Annotated in this window: 10 protein-coding genes and 2 pseudogenes; 8 read left to right on the top strand and 4 right to left on the bottom strand. The window is 71.3% G+C overall.

Annotated elements, in window-relative coordinates; translation table 11 throughout:
- Nucleotides 1-20: 20 nt before the first annotated feature.
- From KUM44_RS34075 to KUM44_RS34065, 4 genes and pseudogenes are all read right to left on the bottom strand, one after another.
- A pseudogene (locus KUM44_RS34075) lies at nt 21-744 on the bottom strand (Gfo/Idh/MocA family protein); the annotation flags it as partial.
- 18 nt (nt 745-762) lie between these two features.
- Nucleotides 763-1,042: pseudogene (locus tag KUM44_RS46100) on the bottom strand (MFS transporter); the annotation flags it as partial.
- A 74-nt stretch (nt 1,043-1,116) separates the two neighbouring features.
- Entirely contained in the window at nt 1,117-2,670 is a 1,554-nt protein-coding gene (locus KUM44_RS34070) for a C40 family peptidase (RefSeq protein WP_254390494.1), read from the bottom strand.
- Nucleotides 2,671-3,027: 357 nt separating this feature from the next.
- Entirely contained in the window at nt 3,028-4,086 is a 1,059-nt protein-coding gene (locus KUM44_RS34065) for an NAD-dependent epimerase/dehydratase family protein (protein ID WP_217213618.1), read from the bottom strand.
- A gap of 609 nt (nt 4,087-4,695) precedes the next feature.
- On the opposite strand from KUM44_RS34065, the gene KUM44_RS34060 reads away from it, so the two are divergent.
- The 8 genes from KUM44_RS34060 to KUM44_RS46985 are packed head-to-tail and all read left to right on the top strand — an operon-like array spanning nt 4,696 to nt 18,873.
- Complete coding sequence (locus KUM44_RS34060; RefSeq protein ID WP_217213617.1) at nt 4,696-6,561, top strand: phage tail sheath subtilisin-like domain-containing protein; 1,866 nt, start codon at nt 4,696-4,698, stop codon at nt 6,559-6,561.
- A 33-nt stretch (nt 6,562-6,594) separates the two neighbouring features.
- Nucleotides 6,595-7,119 (top strand): phage tail protein, encoded by a 525-nt coding sequence (locus KUM44_RS34055; RefSeq protein ID WP_004003113.1) that lies wholly within the window; start codon nt 6,595-6,597, stop codon nt 7,117-7,119.
- A gap of 26 nt (nt 7,120-7,145) precedes the next feature.
- The gene (locus KUM44_RS34050; RefSeq protein ID WP_217213616.1) at nt 7,146-7,892 is read left to right on the top strand and encodes a hypothetical protein; all 747 of its coding nucleotides are present in this window, start codon (nt 7,146-7,148) and stop codon (nt 7,890-7,892) included.
- Nucleotides 7,885-8,628: a hypothetical protein gene (locus KUM44_RS34045; RefSeq protein ID WP_217213615.1), complete on the top strand. Its 744-nt coding sequence runs from the start codon at nt 7,885-7,887 to the stop codon at nt 8,626-8,628. Before KUM44_RS34050 ends, KUM44_RS34045 begins: the two co-directional genes overlap by 8 nt.
- Nucleotides 8,629-8,661: 33 nt before the next feature.
- Entirely contained in the window at nt 8,662-9,507 is an 846-nt protein-coding gene (locus KUM44_RS34040) for a DUF4255 domain-containing protein (RefSeq protein ID WP_217213614.1), read from the top strand.
- A 32-nt stretch (nt 9,508-9,539) separates the two neighbouring features.
- Nucleotides 9,540-11,555, top strand: a complete 2,016-nt coding sequence (locus KUM44_RS34035) for an ATP-binding protein (protein ID WP_217213658.1) — start codon at nt 9,540-9,542, stop codon at nt 11,553-11,555.
- Complete coding sequence (locus KUM44_RS34030; RefSeq protein WP_254390493.1) at nt 11,546-11,875, top strand: DUF4424 domain-containing protein; 330 nt, start codon at nt 11,546-11,548, stop codon at nt 11,873-11,875. Before KUM44_RS34035 ends, KUM44_RS34030 begins: the two co-directional genes overlap by 10 nt.
- On the top strand, nt 11,872-18,873 hold the full coding sequence (locus KUM44_RS46985) for a DUF4157 domain-containing protein (protein WP_302186089.1): 7,002 nt from the start codon (nt 11,872-11,874) through the stop codon (nt 18,871-18,873). The genes KUM44_RS34030 and KUM44_RS46985 overlap by 4 nt, the downstream gene beginning before the upstream one ends.
- The last annotated feature ends 4 nt before the right edge of the window (nt 18,874-18,877 follow it).

Raw genomic sequence — 18,877 nt, 5'->3', positions numbered from 1 at the left:
CACCTCCGTAGAAGGCCGGGCGGGCGGGGTTTGAGATCGGTGGCGACGACGCGGCCCGACTGAAGGGCCTCGACGGTCGCGGCGGTGATGTCGGTGAGCGCCTCGGTGCTGTGCCGGGCGGCGGTGCGCACGCCGACGGCGGCCGGGTCGGGGAGCCGGACGAGACCGTCCTCATCCACCGCCGCGCACTTGATGTCGTAGCCGTACTGGCAGTTGACGAAGACCTCCAGGTCGATACGGACGCCCTTGGCGGTCTCGAAAGCATGATCTGCGGGTCCTTCAGGTGCGCGAACCGCTTGCTCGTGGCGCGCGGGGTGATCACCTGGGTGGAGACGATCTCGTCGTCCAGCAGCCGGCGCAGCACGTCCACGGGTTGCGGTGGGCGCAGTGCACGACCAGCGGCTCGCCGATCCGGCCCGAGTCGATGACCTGCTTCATCTGCTGGTAGCCGGTGTCGTAGCGTCGCATGAAGCCGACCTGGACCAGCCGGCGGCCGCGGGCGGTCTCGGCCTCGACGATCCTGAGGCAGTCCCCGGCGGTGGTGGCCGGCGGCTTCTCGCAGAACACCGGCTTTCCGGCAGCGATCGCGTTCAGCACGTGCTCGGCGTGGGCCGGGCCCCAGGACGTCACCAGGACGGCGTCGGTGACCGCGGTGACACGGGCGCCGGTGACGGTGTCGGTCAGGCGCCGGATGTGCTCCTTGCCGATCAAGCCGGCGCCGATGACGCCCACACGTACAGTCATGGTGCTCAGCCCTAACCAGGAGTAGCGCGCCCGGAGTTCGGCTTCGAGGGTCTCGAGAGATGGTGTTGGAGATCCCGATGCCGGAGACCAGCGACGGGAAGGCCGGCGACGGGAAGGCCAGGCCGATCACGAAGTTGGTCAGCAACAGCACCACGGCCGCGAAAGTGACGGTCATGGCGAGCACCCCGTAGCCACGGCCGTCGCCGGCCGGCAGCACCAGGGAGTACACACCGATCAGCAACAGGGCTGCGGTGGCGCCCATCTGACGGGCCATCAGCATCGGGCGGCGGTTGACCCGGAAGCACCGCGCCGCGGGGGAACCACCCCGCCGGACGGGAGGCAGGGTGGTGGTGGAGGCGGTCCTACCTCGAGTCAGGCGGGCCGTATCGCGCTGTGGATCGCCGACTCACCGGCGTAGTGGATCGACTCCTCGCGGATGGCCGCCCCAGGGCCCGGGGCGTGGATCATCATGCCGTTCCCGGAGTAGATCCCGACGTGGCCGACGTGGAAGAGGACCAGGTCGCCGGGTTCGAGGTAGGTGAGTGCGATCCCCTGGCCGGCGGTCGCCTGCTCCGGTGCGGTGCGCGGCAGGGAGATACCGGCGGCCTTCCAGGCGGCCTGGGTGAGGCCGGGGCCGTCGTACGCGTCCGGACCCGACGTACCCCAGACGCAGGGCTTGCCGAGCTGGGCGCGGGCGAAGTCCAGGGCCCGCACGGCTCGGGTGTCCTGCGGGGCGGTCGCCGTGAGGGCGGTGCCCGCGGCGAGGAGTTCACCCGTGTCGTAGGCCTGGTTCGCGCCGTAGGTCTGGCCGGTGTCGTAGAACTGTCCGGTGCCGTAGGTCTGCCCGGTCGCGTAGGCCTGGCTGGTGTCGAGGGCCGGGTCCGTGCCGTAGGTCTGTGCCGTGACGAGGGCTTGGCTCGTTGCGGTGGTGGCCGGCGGGTCGGCGGTCGGAGTCGGTGTGGGGGGCCACGCCGTCGTACCGGGCGGGACGGTGGTGAGGTCGGCCGGTCCCTGGTTTCGCAGGGCGTCCCACTGTGTGTCGGCCGAGGGCTGGGCCTGGGTCGACGTGGTGCCCCAGGTGTCGGCGGCGGGCAGGGCCCCGACGGTCGTGAGTGACGCGCTCGGCCGCGCGGTGTGCAGGGACAGCAACTCGCGGGCCTGGGAGAGCTTGCGCTGGTTGCGCTCCTTGGACGTCCGCAGCGAGGCGCGCTGTTGGAGCTCGGCCGAGGGCTCGGCGGACGGGGCGGGCACCGCGAGGGCGGTCTGGTCGGGCCGGGTGCCCTGGAGGGCACCGGCGGTCTCCAGCGGTGGCTCGGGAGCGGCCGGCGGCGCGGCGGCGGGCCCGGCCGTCAGTTCGGCCACCGCGGCCGTCGCGGCCGTCGGTCCGGACGTCAACTCGGCGACAGGCGCGGCGGGAAGCTCCAGGGCGCCGCGGCCGGTCGCCTCCCGGCCGCGGTCGGTGAGGCCGTCGGCCGGGAGGCGAGGGGCCCGTGCTCCCGTGGAGCGGGTCGGCATCCTGTCGGTGGGCAGCGCGGCCGGAACGGTCGGACCCAGCTTCGAGCGGGCCACGTCGAACCACTGCCGGGCGACGCTGTCCAGCGCGGGGCCACCGCGCCCGCTGTCGTCGTTCCGGGCGGTGGCGGGCCTGCGTCCGGCGTCCGTCGGCCGGTCGGCGCGCTGGCGCGGGCCGGTCGCCGCAGCGCGGGTGGCGTTGAAGGTCCCCGTGTCGGACTCGGCCTGGTCGTAGAGGGAGCTGACGCGTCGGCTGACCTCCTCGCGGCTCGGTGACTCGTCCCCGGCCGAAGGGGCGGCGTTGGCCGTCTGGGCGAGCAGGGCCACAGAGGTGAGGGCTGCCGACGCGAGTGCGGAGTTGCGCATGCCGGGGAGGCTCAGAGCCCCCGGACGCGCGCTGCGTTCCGGCGCCATGGGCAACGTACTCCTTCCGTGCTCCGCCTACCGGGTTGGCGATGGGGGTACCCCCAGGCCGTTCAGGCTCTGGGGGAGGGTTCGGGCGGTCGGTCCGGAAGGTGTGCCCTACGGCCCTTGCCCCTGAGGGCAGTTGGGCCGATTCACCCCAAGATCGGTTGGGTCCCCGGCTCCAGTGGACCTCGCGGGCACACCGGACTCGGCGGAGGCCGCGCGTCCCGGCGGGGTTCGCCGGAGGTCGTCGTGCGGTCCGATGCGTAACCTAACGAACTTGTGAGCCCCCCGTGAAGATTGACATGTGAAATGCCCGATACGTTTTTGTGACCTTCGACGCTCGGAGCGGTGGGGCGCCCGAATTCACTGCGCGGCGCGGCGGCTTCGCCACGCTTCGTAGTGGTCCAGCAGTGTCTGCTCGATCGGGCGGTAGGTGAGGCCGAGTTCGCTCACGCTGCGGCTGTTGTCCACCCGGAAGCGGATGCCGAGGTGTTTGCGGATGTAGTCCTGGGTCAGCCCGAACGCGGGGCCGAGGACACGGACCGGCCAGTGCGCAAGCGCGGTGCGCGGGAGACGGAGGTCACGGGGGTATCGGGTCCGGATCGCGCGGGACATCTCGTGGAAGGACGTCATGGTCGGGGCGGCGAGGATGTAGCGGCCCTTCGCGTCCGGGTTCTCCGCCGCCGCGATGTGCGCGTCGGCCACCTCGCGCACGTCCACCGTGGTGAAGCTGAAGTCCGGTGCGCCGTAGAAGAAGCAGCCCTTGAACAACTCGTCCAGCAGGAAGAGGCTCCCGGACTCCGAGGCGGGCGTCAGGGAGGGTCCGAGGATCAGGCCGGGGTTGACCGAGACCATGCGCCAACGGTCCTGAGCGGCCTCCGCGTCCCATGCCGCGCGTTCCGCGACCGTCTTCGCGTAGTGGTACGGGTTGTTCTCCACGGTGCTGGTGGTGTTGAAGTACCGCTCCGACAGCACCGCGTCGTCCATGGCCAGTACGTCGGTGTAGTCACCGAAGATCGCGCCCACCGTGGACGTGAGGACCAGCCGCTCGACGGTGGGCGTGCGCTCGACGGCCGCCAGTACGTTGCGCGTGCCCAGCAGGGCCGGATCGACCATGTCCCGGCGGCCGTCCTCGATCTTCTCCGGCATACGGAACGGCGAGGCCACATGGAACACCACGCGGCAGCCGGCCATGGCCGCGTCGAAGGAGCCCTCGGTCAGCAAGTCCGCCTGGAACAGCCGGAGTCGGCCCGGATGGGCCTCCTGCATCTCCCGCAGGGGCCGCACCTTCGCCGTGTCGGCCGTGCGGCGCACCGTGGCATGGACCGGGTAGCCGCGCTCCAGCAGCCGTTTGACCAGATGACTGCCGACGAACCCGCTGCCCCCGGTGACCAACACGCTCGCCGAACCGTCGTCGCCCACGCGCTCACCCCCTCCGGTCGTGCGGTCGGGGCCACCCTAAGGGGCTCCGACCGCCCTGTCCCGGGTCACCAGTGCGGGAGCCGCAGTTCGTGGCCCCGCAAGGAGTGGGTGGCGGTGCGGCTGATTCTCGTCACCCCCGGAAAACCGGCCACGGCACGTTGTGTGCGATTCGAGGAGGCCGTACGGCCGTGCGACCAGTCGAACGGCGCGGGTGTGACCGTTCGGTCGCGGGTCGGGGCTCCTTCGGTGCTCCTCGGCGACGCCTCTGTGCAGAATCCGTGAACCTGCTGCCCGGGGCGCGCAGGCGGGATGTGCGGATGCCGAGAGGGGGCCTTCACCGAACCCCCTCCTGGGGTGGCCTGAAGGCGCCTTGTTCGGTCAACTCCGAACACACCAAGGTGGGTTGAGCACTTGAGCATCAGGAGTCACAAGCGCGTTGCTTGAGCCGTGCGGTTCGAACACCCACGGTGATGACGGGGGAAACTGGTGCGGTGCACGTGACGCTGTCGCCCTTGCGGGTGGCGTTTTCGTGCCCCGGGTCGGGAATGCCTCCCTCTGCCATCTCTTGGTGCCTTTGTCCGGTACCCGAGACAGGGATAAGGAGGGGGAATGCCGATGAGCGCGGTCAGCGCCGCAAAGCCGACGTATCCCGGCGTCTACGTCGAAGAACTCCCCAGCAGCACCCGCACGATCTCGACCCTGACCACGTCCGTGACCGCCTTCGTGGGGCACACCCGGCGTGGTCCGCTGAACGAGCCGGTACGCGTCACCAGCTTCGCGGAGTTCGAGCGCCGCTTCGGGGGCCTGAGCGCCCAGAGCGCCGTCGGCTACGCGGTCCACCAGTTCTTCGGCAACGGCGGCACCGTCGCGGTGATCGTCCGTGTCGCCAAGGCCGGCAGCGGCAAGGCCGCCTGCGTCACCCTCAAGTCCACCGAGGGCCACAGCGAGGGCCCGGTCCTCGACGTGCACGCCAAGGAACCCGGCCTCTGGGGCAACGGCCTGCGCGTCGCCGTCGACCACGACACCCCGTGTCCCGACGAGACCTTCAACCTGCGGGTCTACGACGCCAAGGGCGACGCCCGCGAGAGCTTCACGGGCCTGTCCATGGACCCCGCGAACGGCCGCTACGCGCAGACCGTGATCAACGCGGGCTCGCGCCTCATCCGCGTCGAGGTCGTCGGCGAGGGCCGCCCCGACCCGTCCGGCACCGTCTCCAAGCCCTTCGGTGACGAACTGCCCAACCTGGCCGTCGACCTGACCGTCAAGATCGGCGATGTGGAGCGCGAGTTCACGCTCTACGACCCCGACTGCGACGGCGAAGCCCCGTGCTCCGTCGCCGAGTTGGCGCTGTTCCTGGAGCGCAAGCTGCGCGCCCTGCCCGACGCGCCCGGCAAGCACGCCTTCGCCGGCGCCGAGGTCACCGCGTTCGGCCGCCGTATCCAGGTCGTGGCCGGCTCCACCGACCCCGAGGACGTCGTCCGCTTCCTCGGCGAGTGCGCCAACGACCTCGGCCTGGAGGCCTCCGTCAACCCGCCGGTCTTCCCGCTGGAGGGCGGCGAGGACGGCGAGGCCCCCGGCCCGCGCGACCTCATCGGCTCCGAGGGCGACAAGACCGGCATCCAGGCGCTGCGCGGCGTCGCCGACGTCAACCTGCTGGCACTGCCCGAGCTCGCCGCGTACGAGAAGACCGAGGACGCCCTCACCGTCATCTCGGCCGCCCAGCGGCTGTGCCAGGAACGGCGGATCTTCCTGCTGGTCGACGCGCCCAGCACCTGGGTCAGCGTCGACTCCGCCCGCGCCGGTCTCGCCGCCTTCGACGCCGTGCGCGGCAATCACGCGGGCCTGTACTTTCCGCACCTTCAGCTCACCGACCCGCTGACCGGCCGGCTGCGCTCCTTCCCGCCGTCCGGCGCGATCGCCGGCGTCGTCGCCCGCACCGACTCCGAGCGCGGCGTGTGGAAGGCCCCGGCCGGCACCGAAGCGCGGCTCGCGGGCGTGCACTCGCTCACCGTCAACCTCACCGACCGTGAGACCGGTCTGCTCAACCCGCTCGGCGTCAACGTCCTGCGGACGTTCCCGCTGACCGGCCCGGTCGTCTGGGGCGCGCGCACGCTGGAGGGCTCCGACGCGCTCGACAGCGAGTGGAAGTACGTGCCGGTGCGCCGGCTCGCCCTCCATGTGGAGGAGAGCCTCCAGCGCGGGTTGCAGTGGGTGGTGTTCGAGCCCAACGACGAGAACCTGTGGCAGCAGATCCGGCTCGCCGCCTCCTCGTATCTGCACACCCTCTTCCGCCAGGGCGCCTTCAAGGGCGGCACCCCGCGCGAGGCGTACTTCGTCAAGTGCGACGGCGACACGACGACCGCCGAGGACATCGAGAACGGCATCGTCAACGTCCTCGTCGGCATCGCACCGGTGCGGCCGGCGGAGTTCGTGATCGTCAAGATCCAGCAGACGTCCGGGCAGTTCGCGCTCTAGGCGCGGGGAATCGTGGAGAACTGAAGGAATCCGATGGCTGAGTTCACGGTCAACGCGCATCGCTTCGACCCGTACAAGAACTTCAAGTTCCTGGTCCTGTGGGACGGTCGTACGGTCGCCGGCATCAGCAAGATCAGTCCGCTGAAGCGGACGACGGAAGTGGTCAAGCACCGCCACGGCGGCGACCCCTCCTCCCCGCGCAAGTCGCCGGGCCGCTCCGAGTTCGAGGGCATCACCCTGGAGCGCGGCGTCACCCACGACCCCGAGTTCGACCGCTGGGCCAACAAGGTCTGGCAGGTCGGCGCGGGTCTCGGTTCCGAGGTGTCCCTCGCCGACTTCCGCAAGGACATCGTCATCCAGGTCCTCAACGAGGCCGGCCAGGTCGCCGTCTCGCACAAGCTGTACCGGACCTGGCCCAGCGAGTACCAGGTCCTCGGCGAGCTCGACGCCAACGCCAACGCGGTGGCCATCCAGTCGCTGAAGCTCGAGTGCGAAGGCTGGGAGCGGGACTACGAGGTGCCCGAGCCGGAGGAGCCCTCATTCCTCAACCCAGCGTGACCAGTGGGTAGTTGAGGGGGGACGAGATGGCGATCACCGGGGCGGCCGAGCTGCTGGTCACCTGGGAGGCGGGGCTCGCCGAGGCATCGACCGGGCGCGCCCTGCTGCTGCACCGCGCGGCGCGCCCGGACGTCGACGCCGCGAGCCTGCCGGTGCTGCCGGTGGGGGAGCGCGAGGCAGACCTGTTCGCGCTGCGCCGCGCCCTGTTCGGGGAGCGGATGCAGGTGCGGCTGGCGTGCTCGGCGTGCGGGGCGGACATGGAGTTCGATCTGGACGCCGGGGAGTTCGCACGGTCGCTGGGCGGCTCGGGCGGTCCCGGCGGGCCCGGTGACTCCGTGGTCCGTGTCCAACAGGACGGCTGGGACGTGGAGTTCAGGCTGCCCGGTGTCGCCGACCTGACGGCAGCGGCCCGGGCGGGCGACCCGCGGGCCGCCCTGCTCGCACGGTGCCTCGTCTCGGCCGTGCGCGACGGGACGACGGTGGGCGCCGGTGACCTGCCGGTGCCGGTCCAGCGCCGGATCGCCGAGGCGGTCGAGGCCGCCGACCCCGGGGCCGACGTCACGCTCACCATCGCCTGCCCCGAGTGCGGCGAGGCCACCCGGGCCGAGCTGGACATCGCGTCCTACCTGTGGACCGAACTGGACGCCTGGGCGAGGGACTTGCTGCTCGACGTCCATCTGCTCGCCACGTCGTACGGCTGGAGCGAGCCGGAGATCCTGGCGCTCAGCCCGCTGCGGCGCCGCTACTACCTGGAGTTGTGTGCGGATGTCTGACGCCGACGGGGCGCCGGTGCCCGACTTCCTCGACCGGCTGATCGCCCGGCACACCCCGGCCGCCGCCGGACCGCGCCCGGGCGTGGTGCGGGTACGCCCCCGGCTGCCCGGCCCGTTCGAGCGGGTCGAGGCGGTACGGAGCACGGCACCGGACCCGGACGACGGCACCGACCTGCTGTGGCCCGCCGGTACCCCGTCGGCCGTACGGCAGGGGGAGGTGCCACGCCCGGCCATGCCCCCGGCCCGGTCGCACACGGAACGGGAACGGACGGTCGTACGCACCGAACGCACCCCGTCCGAACCGGCACCGCGGCCCGCCCCGAGGCCCCTGCACGACACACCCCTGCTGCGCCCCGTCGCGCCGCTCGCCGCCGAGCCCCGGCCGATGCCCGACGCCGTACAGCGGGCGACGGGCCGTGCGCGTCCCGAGCAGGGCTCATCCCAGAGCGCGGCGGTCGTACCCATCCCCCCGGGTACGGACGCCGCTCCCGCCGCCGTGTCCGCGACGCTGCGCCCCAGCGCCGCGGACACGGCGGCAGCCCGGGACGCCGTACGACAGGCCGCCGCGCGGCGCCCGTCGAGGACGCCCGAGCAGGTGGTGCAGGTGCAGATCGGGCGGCTGGAGGTGACGGCCGGACCGTCGCCGTCCGGCGGCGCCCGGAAGCGTACGCCGGCGACCGAGCGGCCGGGCGCGACCCTGAGCCTGGCCGACTATCTGGCGCGAGGGCGGGAGTGACATGACAGACCGAGGAACCGAGGAACCGACGCCATGAGCAACGCACTCGCCATCGCCCATGTCACCCAGGCCCTCGCCCTGCTGCTCGCGTCCAACGTGGGCCCGGAGTTCGACGAGGCCGTGAAGGTGGAGCCGCACAAGCCGCCGACGGAGCCGCCGGACCACCCCACCCTCAACGTGTTCCTCTACCAGGTCACGCCCAACACGTCGATGCGCAACAACGACCTGCCGACCCGGGCCTTGGACGGCACCCTGGTGAAACGGCCGGCCGCCGCGCTGGACCTGCACTACCTCATCACCGCGTACGGCGACGAGACCGCCCTGGTCGGCCAGCGGCTCATCGGCTCCGTGGTGCGCACCCTGCACGATATCCCGATCCTGCCGAAGGACGTCATCGAGGAGACCGCTCAACTCCCGCACCTGGCGGACAGCGACCTCGCTCAGGCGGCACAGCGGGTGCGGTTCACGCCGACGGTGATGGACATCGACGAGACGTCGAAGCTGTGGGGGATGCTCTACCAGACGCCCTACTCGCTGTCGGTGGTCTACCAGGCGACCCTCGTCCTCATCGACGGACGCGAGAAGCCGGTGCCGGCCAAGCCCGTGGAGCGGCCGGACGTACGGGTTCTGCCGTTCGGGGCGCCTGGGGCGCCGGTCCCTCCGGGGGCCGGGCCGAAGGTTGAGCAGCCATCAACCAGCCCTGCGCCGACGGGCGCTGAGGTGTCGGCCGCCGACGAACCCGCGCCGGGGCGCGCTGCCGTCAAGAAGACCGCGAAGGCACCGGCCAAGACCGTCGCCAAGGCCCCGGCACGGCCCCGCAGGGCCACCCGTGTGAGCAAGTCGGCGCAGCCGGAACCCCGGAAGGACACGGAGGGCTGAGAGGCATGGGAACGACGGGGGCGGGTGAGGGTATGGAGGCGAACGGGCCGGGAGCGGCAGGTGCGTCGGGCACCGCCGCCGGCCACGAGGCGGGCGCGACGCTGACCGCGGAGATCCGGCGTGTCCTGGCCCGGATCGACGCCCACGCCACCGGCGCCGGACAGCCGACCGGTCAGGACCCCGACGCCGCGTCCGCCGCGTCGACCGCCGGGGGCTCCGCGAGCCCGGCACCCCTGGCCGCCCCGGGCACCGCCCCCCTCGACGCCCTCGTCACCTGCTTCGGCCTCACCCCCTTCGAACGCGACCTGATCCTCCTCACCGCCGCCGACGAACTCGACCCCACGACCGCCGCCCGCTGTGCCGCGGCCTGCGGGGACCCCCAGCGGGCGCACCCGACCTTCTCGCTCGCCCTGGCCGCCCTCGCCGAACCCCACTGGAGCGCCCTCACGCCGGTCGCGCCGCTGCGGCGCTGGCGGATCGTCGAGCTCGACGACGAGTCCCGGCTGACGACCTCGCGCCTGCGCCTCGACGAGCGGATCCTGCACTTCCTGCTCGGCTCGCCCTACCTCGACGCCCGCCTGCACGGCCGCCTGCGCCGCACATCGGTGCCGGAGCAACTGCCGCCGTCGTACGACCTGGCCGCGAGCCGCGTCGCCGAGGGCTGGACGACGGGGGCGAGCCCCGACACGCCGCTGCTCGTCGAGGTGACCGGCGGTGATCTGCGCAGCCGTGCCGACATCGCCGCCGCGGCGGCCGCCCGGTCCGGGCTAGGGCTGTACGCGCTGGGCGCCGAGGACATCCCGGCCGACCCCGCAGAACGCGACCGGCTGGCCCGGCTCTGGCAGCGCGAGGCGATCCTGCTGCCGGCCGCGCTGCTCGTCGAGGTGGGCGACCTGGACCGCGACCAGCGGGCGGCGACCGAGGCGTTCCTGGCCGGGGCGGCCGTACCGGTCGTCGTATCGAGCGAGGACCCGCTGCGCTCGGACCGGCCGCACGGGGCACGGGTGGCGGTCCCGCGTCTCGACGAGGAGGAGCAGTTCGAGCTGTGGGGCCGGGCGATGCACCCGATCGCCGACCTCGACGAGGTCGAACTGCGTTCCCTGGTCGCCCAGTTCCAGCTGCCCCCGCACGTCATCCGGTCCGCCGCCGCGACCGTACGCCGTCGACTCCCCCACGAGGACACCCTCGACGCCGCCGAACTCGCCTGGCGGGCCGGCCTGGAGGAGGCCCGGATCGGCATGGACGAGCTGGGCCGCCGTATCGAACCGGAGGCGGGCTGGGGCGACCTGGTCCTGCACGACCGGCAGACCGGCGTGCTGCGCGAGATCGTCGCCCATGTGCGACAGCGTCCGACGGTCCATCAGGAATGGGGCTTCGCGGGCACGTTGCGGCGCGGCCTCGGTGTCACGGCCCTGTTCGCGGGCGGCTCCGGCACCGGCAAGACGCTGGCCGCCGAGGTCATGGCGAAGGAGCTCGGCCTCGACCTGTTCATCGTCGACCTCTCCCAGGTCGTCAGCAAGTACATCGGCGAGACCGAGAAGAACCTGCGCCGCGTCTTCGACGCCGCCGAACGCGGCGGCGCACTGCTGCTGTTCGACGAGGCCGACGCGCTGTTCGGCAAGCGCAGCGAGGTCAAGGACAGCCACGACCGGTACGCCAACCTCGAAGTGAGCTACCTGCTGATGCGGATGGAGGCCTACCGCGGCCTCGCCATCCTCACCACCAACATGAAGAAGGCCCTCGACACCGCCTTCCTGCGCCGTATCCGCTTCGTCGTCGACTTCCCCTTCCCGGCCGAGCACGAGCGCGCCGAGATCTGGCGCCGGGTGCTGCCGTCGCGGGCTCCCGTCAAGGACATCGACCCCGGCCTGCTCGCCCAACTCACGGTCGCCGGCGGCTCGATCCGCAACATCGCGCTCTCCGGCGCGTTCCTCGCGGCCGAGGAGGGCGACCGGCTCCAGATGCGGCACATGCTCGCCGCGGCGCGCACCGAGTACCAGAAGCTGGAGCGCTCCCTGACGCCGGGGGAGGTGCGGGGATGGGTGTGAACGGTGAGGCGGGCGAGCGGAGCGCCTCGCGCGAGACCCGTCACGACCGGGAACCTCGGGAGATCCGGGTGGAGATCGGCGAACTCGCCCTCCATGGCTTCCGCGTGGACCCGGAGCGGGTGTCGGTCGCCTTCGAACGCGAACTGACCCGTCTGGTCCAGATCCACGGCGTCCCGCTCGCCGCCGACGGCGCCCTGACCCTCGACGCGCTGTCCGGCCTGCCGCCCCTGCCCGCCGGCCTGTCCGCCCGCCGCCTCGGCCAGGAGCTGGCCCGCGCGGTGCACGAAGGGCTCAGTGGCCACGGGGAGGTGACGCGATGAGTTCCCAGGCCCAGGACGCCCGCTCCGAGCAGGCAGCCGAACAGCGCCGACGCAAGCGCAAGGAGCGTGCCGCCAAGTCCCGTACGCCCGAGCCGAAGGACATCGTCAGCGGTGCCGGGCAGCCTCTCGACCCTGGTGTACGGAGGGAGTTGGAGGAGAGACTCGGCCATGACCTCGGCCGCGTACGCCTGCACACCGACCGGGACGCCGGGCAGCTGACGGAACTCCTCGGCGCGGACGCGGTCGCCGTGGGCCAGGACATCTTCTTCCGCGAGGGCGCCTTCAAACCGGGCACGGACGAGGGCCGCCGCCTCCTCGCCCACGAGCTGCTGCACACCGTCCAGAACCCGCACGGCCTCGGCACGCTGCGTGCGGGCCGGGGGCTGGGTGCGGTGAGCGTGCCGCAACAGGCGATCGAGCGGGAGGCGGAGTCGGCCGCCCAGGACCTCGTACGTCCTTCGCAGGCCGCCCCGGAGGAGTCCACGGCCGACGTGGCGGAGGACCAGGCCACCCCCGGCTGGCTGCGCTACGCCACCGTCGACGCCGACCGGAACCGCGCCGAGGCCATCGACCCCGCGACCCTCGTCGACCGTCTCGCGAACTCCCTCGTACGTTCCCTGCGCGGCGACCCCGAGGACCTTTCCCAGCGCACCCGCAAGCAACTCGCCCGACTGCCCGAGGAGTTGCTCGACGGCGTCCTCGTGCGCCTGGAGAGCCGGCTGCTCGGCTCGGAGCACGACCGGGTACTCGACCTGGTCGACGAGATCGAGGCGTACGACGACTACGCCGAGGACGGTCTGGAGCGGGACGCGCACGACGCCCCGGAGATCGAGCCGGACACGGCCGAGCAAGTGCGCAACGAGCGCGAGAACGCGGCGCGCTCCGCCGAGGAGCGGCGGGCGGAGGAGGAGCGGCCCCGGATCGCGCCCGGGCCGGAGAAGGACCTGGCTGTCGAGGAAGGCGCCGTCGGCAGCACTCCGCGGAACGGGGGGACACGGGAGCAGGGGAGTACTCCGCAGGGCGGGGGTGCGCCCGGTGGGACGCGGGACCAGGAGGCGTCGGCCGGGCAGGGATCCGGGGCGGCGGGGGCCCCGGCATCCGGTGGCGGTGCGGCCCCGGCCGCGGCTCGTGAGGAGCAGGCCTCCTCCGCCTCGGAGGGTTCGGCCGGTGCTGCGCAGCCGGGCGGGAAGGGATCCGCCGACTCGGCCTCGGGCAAGGCGTCGGGGGGCTCGGAGGGGAAGTCCCGGGACGCGGCCGGCAAGGAGGGCGAGGGCGGTAAGGACGGCAAGGGCGGCAAGGAGAAGGACAAGGGCGGTCAGGAGCAGACCGAGCGCGAGGACGCGGCCGCCGCGAGCAAAGAGGAGTCCGCGGCGAAGAACCGCCCGGGCGCGGCCGAGGCGGCCGTCGCCGGACGGCAGCTGAAGCAGCAGGACAAGCGGGGCCAGCAGAAGCCGACCGGTTCGCCGACGGCGTCCGGCAAGGACACCCAGCTGCCCGGCAGGCTCAGCACGCTCGACGGCAAGCGCAACCAGGATCTCGACGGCCGTGACGAGGAGACCGACGAGGACCCGTCCGGCTCCGGCAGTGAGTCGGAGGTCGAGGTCGGGGGCGAGGAACCGAGCGCCTGGGACGTCAAGCTACAGCCGGACGACTTCGTTCCGCAGCAGGACCTCGACGTGTCGGCCGTACCGACCGCCGACAAGCTGGACCCGTCCGCGCCCGCGACCGCCCAGACGGCCCCGTCGTTCCCGGCCCCGCCGCCGACGCGGGCCGAACAGGTGCAGGCCGAACGGGAGGCCGAGGACGCCGAGGACGAGACGGCGGAGCCCGAGGAGGAACCGGCCGAGTCCGCCGCGGAGCCGGAGCCTTCGACGCCGGAGACCGAAGGCGGGCCCGACAGCCTTGCCGGGCCGGATGGTCCGGCCCTGGATCAGGCCGCCGCCGCGCGGCCGGTGCCGGGGACCCGCGACCCCAAGAGCGGTGACGACCCCAAGGCCGGGCCGGTGGCCGCGCAGACCACCGTGCAGGAGGCGCCGGGCAAGCAGGACGGGAAGTCCGAGGCCGGCTCCGAGGCCAAGGAGCCGGCCGCCAAGGAGGAGAAGGGCACGGACGCGGCGGGCGACAAGGGAGCCACCGCACCGGAGAAGGAGTCCCAGCAGGCCAAGGGCGGGCAGTCGGCGCAGAGCGACGCCGGGGCGAAGGAGAACGGCGGGGGCTCGTCCGGGGCCGGTGCGCAGGGCGAGCAGGCCGAGCAGGCAGAGCAGGGTGGCGGCTCCGCCCAGGACGCGTCGTCTGTCGGTGGGGGCGGCAGTACGACGCCCGGGGCGTCGGACGGGACGGGGGGTGCCGGTACGGCGAACTCGTCCGGATCGTCCGGCACGTCGGGGGCGACCGGTGCCGAGCCCGCCGGTGACACGTCGGCGCAGGAAGGCCGTACGGAAGCGTCTCCTCGTACGGAGACGTCGGCGGCGCCCGCACGGTCCGCATCTGCACCTGCATCCGCACCGGCGCCCGCCGCCGCGAAGTCGGAGCAGGCGCCGACGTCGGCCTCGGCGAAGGCGGCCCCGGAACCGAACGCCGAGCGGGAGAGCGCACCGGCGCCGAAGGCGGCGCGCGGCGGCGGAGGAACAGGCGGTGGAGGGGCAGGCGGTGGAGGAGCAGGCGGCGGTGGCGGCGCCCCGGCCGCCGGCAAGGGGAAGAAGGACTCCGCGCCGGTCCCGAACCTCTCCGGGGTCTCGCCGGAGGCCGGACTCGCGACGGCCTCGAAGCTCAAGCCGCACAAGGCGCTTCAGGCGATGGGCGGGGTCGGCGGCGCGGTGGACCGCACGGTCGGCGACGAGCACAAGACGCTGGCGTCCGCGCCCCCCTCGATGCAGCGCCCGGCGGGTGCGCCGCAGACGCTGCGGGGCAAGCCGAAGTCGGACGCGCCGGCCGAGTACTCGCAGGACAAGCCTCAGGAGGCCGAGGCTCCCGAGCAGGAGAACGCCCAGGTCGAGGGCGCCAAGGAGCCCGAGGGCCAGATCGAGGCGGAGAAGGCGGAGGAGCCCAGCGGCTGGGACACCTTCAAGATGGCGCTCGGCTTCGGCATCGGCAAGGTGGCGAGCTGGCTCGGCTTCGAGGTGGATCCGCAGGAGCTGGCCGCCAAGTTCGCCGGGCTGCCCACGAAGGACGAGGCGCTCAAGCAGGCCCAGGCGGGCAACGCGCCGGGTGTGGAGCTGAAGGGCTCGGCGGAGAGCAGCGCCGGTGAGCAGGACGGCCATGTCGACGCCAAGGGCCAGGAAACCGTCGCGACGGCTCGCGACGACTCGAACCGGGGCATGGGCGAGGACCAGGTCTATCCCAATGCCCCCAAGGAGGAGTTGACCGCCCAGGTACCGGGCGCGCAGGGCGGCGAGGGCGTCGCGGTCGAGGGTGGCGGCGCGACCGGCGCCGTACCGCCGGAGGCAGCCTCGGAAGTCGCCGAGCACGAGCAGGGGCCGCAGTTCCAGGCGGCGTTCAGCGACGGCCAGAAAGGCATCTCCGAGGGTCGGCAGGCCAAGGACCGGGACTTCCGTGACTCGCAGGCCAAGCACAAGCAGCAGGTCGATTCCGAGATCGCGAAGAACACCGACACGCAGGCCGGCGAGCGCGAAAAGGCGATGGGCGAAGTCACCGCCCAGCGCGAGGGCTGGCGCACGGAGCAGGATCAGGAGCTCAAGAGCCTCGGCGACAAGAAGACCGACCGGCACGACAAGGTCCGCAAGGACGTCGAGGACAAGGAAAAGCAGACCGACGACAACGTCGAGAAGGAGAAGGAGGGCAGTGACAAGAAGATCCAGGAGGAGAGCGACAAGGCGGAGCGCGACGCGGAGAAGCAGCGCGACGGCGCCGTCGAGGACTCGGGGAACTGGATCACCAAGGCCTTCGACTGGATCAAGCAGAAGGTCATCGAGATCAAGAACGCGATCGTCCGGGTCATCCGGGCGGCGCGGGACGCGGTCGTCGGCTTCATCAAGAACTTCAAGGACACGGTCGAGCGCTGGATCAACGAGGCCCGCAAGAACATCGTCGAGGCGATCAAGAACTTCATCAGGGAACTGATCGAGTTCGCGGTGGCGATGGTGCGGGCGGTCGTCGAACTCGCGGCCCGTATCCGCAAGTTCATCACCGATCTGATCGCTGCGGCCATTGCCCTCGTCCAACGTCTGGCCGAGGCGCTGAAGCAGGCGATCAGCGACCTCCTGGACGCCATCGGCAAGCTCCTGAGCAGCATCCTGGACGTCCTGAAGAAGGCGCTCCTGGACGTGGTCAAGGCGATCGTGGACGCGGTGAAAGCCGTGCTGGATTTCGCCTCCAAGCTGCTGGGCGCGCTCGGCGAGTTCATGCTTGTCGCGGTCGACTTCCTCTCCGACCCCGGTGGCTGGCTGGGCGGTGCCAAGAACTCCGCGGTGGACGGCGCGAAGAACCACCTGTTCCGCGAGGTCAAGGCGGCCGTCAAGGACTGGTTCCAGTCCAAGATCGAAGAGATCATCGGCATCCCGAAGGCCATCCTCGACAAGCTGATCAAGGGCGGCATCGCCCTCGAACAGATCGTCAAGGAGACCTGGGATGCGATAGTCCCCCAACTCCCCTTCATCATCGGCGAGATCGTCATCACCAAGGTCATCGCCAAATTGATCCCGGGCGCGGGCTGGGTCATGGCGGTCATCGACGCCATCCGCACGGCGATCGGCGCGCTCGGCGAGATCCTGCGCGCCATGGGCGCCGTCCTCGACTGGTTGAAGGCCGTCCGCCGCGGCGGCGCCGGCGTCCTCTTCGCCAAGGCGGTCGCGGCGGGGATCGTGGCCCTCCTCGAACTCGCCTACGAGGCGCTGCTGAGCGGCATCGGCAAGTACGTGGCGAAGGTGGGGCGGCGTTTCAAGGACATCGCCGCGAAGCTGGGCGGCAAGGGGAAGGACAAGGCGGGCGGGGGCAAGAGTGCTGGGGCTGACGGCTCGGACGACAAGGGTGGGGGCGACAAGCCCCAGGTCGACCTGACGAAGAAGCCGGGCGTGGACGGGAAGGCATCGACGGCGACGTCGCCGAAGCCGGGCCAGGGCAAGGACGGCGCGCCTGGGAAGCCCAAGACACAGGGCGACACCAAGAAGCCGACGCCTGCAACCAGCAAGGACAAGAACGGCAAGCCGAAGGACAAGGACGAGAAGCCGAACACCACGCCGACCCCGAGCGTAAAGCCGAAGGCGGAACCGCCGGCCAAGCCGAAGCCCGAGCCGGACACGAAGCCGAAGAGTACCGACGGCAAGGCACCGGACAAGCCGAAGGACGACACCACGGGCCCGTCCAAGCCCAAGGACGCCGACGGAAGGACGCCGGACAGGCCGAAGGGCCAGGACCCGAGTAAGCCGAAGTCCGGGGACACCCCAGCCAAACGCAAGCCCGATGCAGACCAGGACAGGACCAAGGACGGGGTCGGCGCCAAGCCCGACAAGCCGAAGAGGAAGGACGAGGACGGCCGGCAGCCGAAGCCCAAGCACGAGAGGAAGGACCCGAAGAAGCCGAAGCGCGACAAACACTCGGACGGGAAGCCGAAGGACAGGGACCCGAAGAAGGAGAAGCAGCAGAAGAAGGACCAGAGGAAGAAGGAAGAGGATTCGAAGGACTCAAAGGATGCACGGCTGGAAAAGATCCTGGCGCGCATCAGGCCCCGGCTTCAGAGAATGCTCGGCGACGGCACCGCAGGTGTACCGCTGCGCCTGACCCTCGCCGGGATGAAGGCCTGGTACCGGCTGAACGAACTCGCGGCTCAGGGGTCCGGAACCACCCGGGACATACGCGCCAGGCTCAACCCGGAGGGTTCGGCCGCGCGCCCGTACACGCCGAACCCGGAGGAATTGCGCTCCATCGTCCGGGATGCCGTCGTCGCATTCCTTCAAGATGATCGCGTCACCGGCGCCGCCCAGCGCTTCGGTTCGGAGGAAGCGGGGTCCTATCGAGACAACAACTCCGGCCTGGAGACCGAGGACATCCAGAACGTTCCGCACGCGGGCGGTGGGGCGGGAATCCCAGGTGCTGCGCTGCATATGCTGAGCCGGGGTTCGGACATTCCGCGCAGCCGTATGGACTACACGATCGGTGAGTCTCGGCAGCGCATCACGGAGCGTCATTTCCGGCCGAAGGCACGTGAGGGTGCAGAGCCTCGACCCTTCGATCCCCGCAACGCGTTCGTCATGGATGCCGCCTCCTATCCGGAAATAAATCAACACACGAAGGACATCAATCAGCGTCTACAGAAGAACCCCGAGGGCGTCGGTCTGAACTCGGAGACTCTTTCCGCGCTCAACGCCACACAGATAGGTGACGCGCGACTCGCGCGCACCATCCGTAATTTCCTGCGGACTGGCCGGTGGCCCGACGAGCTCACCGAGGACGAGCAGGAGACGCTGGGGCGCGTCGCATGGCTCATGTACGTGCGGGAAACGGCCCGTGACCCGGAGAACGCCGCACTCGCACCCATGACGATGGATCTGATCGCAGAAGGGAAGATGTCGTTCGAGGAGGCATTCGCCGAGTTCGAGCCCGATCCCACGCAACAACCGCCGCCGGCCCCGCCCGCGAAGCCGGCCAAAACGAAGGACGGCAAACCGAGAAGGAGGCGCAAGCCGAAACTCAAACCGCGCAGGATCGGCGGACGCGGTAGGTATCCCGCCTCGATGGAGGGAGCGACACGGGCAACCCGCGGACTCGAGGCGGAAGACCGGCAGGAATCGCTGCCGACGGCCGAGGAAGAGTCCCGAATTCTGACGGAACGCGTACGCGGTACGGTGGGACCACTTCGCGCTTCTCAGCGGCAACATGGAAGTGCCGAGGAACGCGGCGAGTTGAGCTTCAGGAAGATCGATGTGATGACGCGATGGGTCGTCATGAAGCTGGACGGCTCCGGAAGCGTATGGGGAGCGAGTCGGCAGGACATCGTAGACTACATCGTCGAGTTCATCAGACGGCATCACGGCATAAATTGAGAGG

It is taken from the genome of Streptomyces sp. AC550_RSS872 (assembly GCF_019049285.1).
In the GTDB taxonomy this organism is placed as follows: Bacteria; Actinomycetota; Actinomycetes; order Streptomycetales; family Streptomycetaceae; genus Streptomyces.
Note: the sequence above shows the minus strand (reverse complement) of the source record. Positions and strands in the feature narration are given on the sequence as shown.

Excerpts from the sequence above, each read along its gene's own strand:
- KUM44_RS46985 (WP_302186089.1), top strand. The coding sequence starts at position 11,872 with ATGAGTTCCCAGGCCCAGGACGCCCGCTCCGAGCAGGCAGCCGAACAG.
- KUM44_RS34050 (WP_217213616.1), top strand. The coding sequence starts at position 7,146 with ATGGCGATCACCGGGGCGGCCGAGCTGCTGGTCACCTGGGAGGCGGGG.
- KUM44_RS34040 (WP_217213614.1), top strand. The coding sequence starts at position 8,662 with ATGAGCAACGCACTCGCCATCGCCCATGTCACCCAGGCCCTCGCCCTG.
- KUM44_RS34030 (WP_254390493.1), top strand. The coding sequence starts at position 11,546 with ATGGGTGTGAACGGTGAGGCGGGCGAGCGGAGCGCCTCGCGCGAGACC.
- KUM44_RS34045 (WP_217213615.1), top strand. The coding sequence starts at position 7,885 with ATGTCTGACGCCGACGGGGCGCCGGTGCCCGACTTCCTCGACCGGCTG.
- KUM44_RS34055 (WP_004003113.1), top strand. The coding sequence starts at position 6,595 with ATGGCTGAGTTCACGGTCAACGCGCATCGCTTCGACCCGTACAAGAAC.
- KUM44_RS34060 (WP_217213617.1), top strand. The coding sequence starts at position 4,696 with ATGCCGATGAGCGCGGTCAGCGCCGCAAAGCCGACGTATCCCGGCGTC.
- KUM44_RS34035 (WP_217213658.1), top strand. The coding sequence starts at position 9,540 with ATGGAGGCGAACGGGCCGGGAGCGGCAGGTGCGTCGGGCACCGCCGCC.
- KUM44_RS34070 (WP_254390494.1), bottom strand. The coding sequence starts at position 2,670 with ATGGCGCCGGAACGCAGCGCGCGTCCGGGGGCTCTGAGCCTCCCCGGC.